4 protein-coding genes and 2 pseudogenes are annotated in these 2,850 nt (G+C 33.8%); 1 reads left to right on the forward strand and 5 read right to left on the reverse strand.

The genetic code is table 11. The features are described from left to right. From A7090_RS20645 to A7090_RS26750, 5 genes and pseudogenes are all read right to left on the reverse strand, one after another. A pseudogene (locus tag A7090_RS20645) lies at positions 1 to 134 on the reverse strand (ISAs1 family transposase); the annotation flags it as partial. A gap of 82 nt (positions 135 to 216) precedes the next feature. Next, complete coding sequence (locus A7090_RS20650) at positions 217 to 720, reverse strand: Imm57 family immunity protein (RefSeq protein WP_446718732.1); 504 nt, start codon at positions 718 to 720, stop codon at positions 217 to 219. After that, positions 694 to 795 (reverse strand): annotated as a pseudogene (locus A7090_RS27380) (hypothetical protein); the annotation flags it as partial. The gene A7090_RS20650 and the pseudogene A7090_RS27380, both read right to left, overlap by 27 nt. Before the next feature lie 240 nt (positions 796 to 1,035). Continuing rightward, positions 1,036 to 1,581, reverse strand: coding sequence for a hypothetical protein (locus A7090_RS26745; protein ID WP_240246622.1), 546 nt, complete (start codon positions 1,579 to 1,581; stop codon positions 1,036 to 1,038). A 33-nt stretch (positions 1,582 to 1,614) separates the two neighbouring features. Beyond that, positions 1,615 to 2,070, reverse strand: a complete 456-nt coding sequence (locus A7090_RS26750; protein WP_241957284.1) for a hypothetical protein — start codon at positions 2,068 to 2,070, stop codon at positions 1,615 to 1,617. A gap of 449 nt (positions 2,071 to 2,519) precedes the next feature. Between A7090_RS26750 and A7090_RS20670 the strand changes: the two genes are divergently transcribed. After that, the coding region (locus tag A7090_RS20670) for a helix-turn-helix domain-containing protein (RefSeq protein WP_157941485.1) at positions 2,520 to 2,850 on the forward strand (331 nt) is incomplete at its 3' end.

The following is a 2,850-nucleotide window of genomic DNA, read 5'->3' on the forward strand; positions in this document are numbered from 1 at the left end:
GATATAATACCTGACCGTCATTTCTGGCTCTTTCTTTTGTTCTGCTATTATTGACCGAAAGGATACTGCCACGCATAATTTTTCAGTCCTTTCCATTCAAATGTGAAATCAATATTTAGGTAATAAGGAATATCTCAATTATTGAACATAAAATGCGAATTGTTTAGTACAAAAAATCAGCGTTGCGTGATCTTTCCCTGAAATACAATCAACTTATTATTCATCGATGCATTTTATAGAATCATCAATGGCCATAATAGTACTATTAACTCTCCGCTTTATACTTTCATCATCACTACAAATACTAATTGAATTTATATCAATGATTTTTTTATTCTTATCTTTTATTTTATTTACAGTTTCAATGCAATAAGCGGCAAGTTGGTGTGGATTTAGATTTTTCAGATATGGTCTTATGATCTTTCCCTTACTTAATAAATAGCATGTATAGGATTCGGAAAGTCCAGCATCTATTTTGTACCTCATTATATTAGATAAGGATGTGAGAAATTCCTTGTTATCATTCGCAGCCATATATGCCAGTCCGAGTTCAGCCTCTGCGGCCTTACAGGAAAAATAGCTAAGTGAACACGCTTTTCGTCCCTCTTTAGTACTGGCTGATATTAGTGCCCATAATATTGCCTTGTCTGCCAAATCTAACTCTCTCTGATATTGTATTGCAGTAACTGCACTCGCAGAGATAGAGAAAAAAAATACAATTGTTAATAACCTTGCCATATTTTTCAGTCCTTTCCATTCAAACGTGAAATCAATATTTAGGTAATAAGGAATATCTCAATTATTGAACATAAAATGCGAATTGTTTAGTGCAAAAAAGCAGCGTTGCGTGATCTTTCCCTGAGCGGTATAGCTTCTTCAGCAGGATTTGTACAAAAACAAATCCTTGCGTCGTTATATTTATTGATGAGTTCCAGTATGATGTTATAATCATTTGGTATAGGTTGATTTAGAGCAAGGAATGCTAATGTCTCTTTTAGTCATGTTCATAGTGGTTAATATTGTTTGCTGAAAGAATTAAGGGATAAATGGCTCATATACAGAATTGAACAGAATGTCTTGTTTCCAGATAACTTTATCATAAAAAAGAGATTTGGCTTGATGCGTATAAAAAATATGTGGGTAAATAGTTTCTCCACCATGAATTATGTTCTTTCCAGTTACACCTGAGAATTCATTAGCTTTAATCTGTCGCTTAAGCCAGTTAATGGCTTTACATAAGCATATTGATTTATCCTCAGAATCAGTAGTATTAATTTCAGTAAGTTGTAAAATCTTTTCCCCATTATACTCAACTAAATTTCCCGTTTTTATTTCAATCCAACCACTATGACGATCAATGCTACTGAACTTTACTTTCTTATTAATAAATTTATCGTAGGGTATAAGATAAATACGATGTGCTAGAACGGGAATTTTCTCTGTTAAAATATATAGCTGCTGAGAATATTCATCTTGTAGTGTAAACCAAATTGAAAGTAATTTATATTTTGATGCTATAGTTGCAAGCCAATCAGACAACTCTTCGTTCGTGCAAAAAACATTTATCCTGGCAGTTGCCATTTGTAATCCTTTTTATATGAAACTGTGTAAATGTCACCGAAACAACTTGGCATGAATAAAATAGCTAAAGCGAAATGGATGACGTGTTACTAAAAAAACATCCTGAAAAGGAAGCCTGAAAAAACGCGATGACGAAACTTCCACTCTCCATATTTCATCAGAAAAATAACTAAACTCGACATGGTTTTCATATAATCTCATTTCTCGTAAGGTTCCGCTACCATAGGGTATTGCAATAGTCATTTGTTCCTGAATATCCTGTTTTATATCTATCAATAACAATTCAAGAGATTTTTCATAAGGCACATCCTCAGTCACAAAAAGTAAATAACGCCCGTCATCTAATAAAATTGCAGTTTCAAGATAATCTGCAAGGATTGTAATTCCTGTATTTTTACCATGTATACAGAGTTCAGATATAGAGCCAAAACGAGAATAATCATCCATTTTTTGAATGAGTGATAGCGATATATAATTAACTTTTTCCATATCTCTTTACTCAAGATAAATAGATGAGATCACGAAAGCATTAAATGAGAAAGTCATTATTTTGTATGTCATTTTTAATCAATTTTGCCCATCATGGGAATAGTTGTTTTTTACTCTAAAGAACCACTGGTTATATGTTTTTACCTACGGCTCATGTCTAAATATTTCTCGAATTTCAAAATTTGAATACCCTTCGATTTCCAATAATTCAATAAGTTCTTCCTTTGTTTGTTGATAAACGCTAATAGGAAGTGATATGCCAAGTCCCGAAATTGAACTTAGTAGTTCTTTATCTAAAATTTCAAAATTGCATTGATTGGAATAATATACATTGTAAAATAAATCTACGCGGTCGACACAGTTCGTGGTAAATGCTATATGATTTTTTAAAATAAAATCGATATACCCGTAATCATTGAAAGTGCTTGATTTTTCAGCAACAGGAGATCATGCTGCTCACCATGAAAATATTCATCTCTGACCAACAAAAAGCTGAACTTGAACGCCTTCATGATTCCAGTCGTGATAAGCGCGTTTGTGATCGTATTAAAGCCATTCTTCTGGCCTCCGAAGGCTGGAGTTCGACTATGATTGCTCAGGCTTTACGCCTGCATCAGACGACCGTTGATCACCATATCAGCGAGTTTCTGAATAAAGGAAAACTGAAACCCGAAAACAGCGGCTCAGACAGCAAACTCAGTGCTGAACAAACGGCCTTTTTAATCAGCCAGTTATCCGATAATTTATTTCACCATACCCGCGATGTTATTGCGTTTGTCG

Origin of the sequence: Escherichia sp. MOD1-EC7003, from assembly GCF_002965065.1 — a bacterium.
Lineage (GTDB): Bacteria > Pseudomonadota > Gammaproteobacteria > Enterobacterales > Enterobacteriaceae > Escherichia.

Bases quoted from the DNA above. Each gene is read 5' to 3' on its own strand.
- A7090_RS26745 (WP_240246622.1), bottom strand. From the start codon at position 1,581: ATGGCAACTGCCAGGATAAATGTTTTTTGCACGAACGAAGAGTTGTCT.
- A7090_RS26750 (WP_241957284.1), bottom strand. From the start codon at position 2,070: ATGGAAAAAGTTAATTATATATCGCTATCACTCATTCAAAAAATGGAT.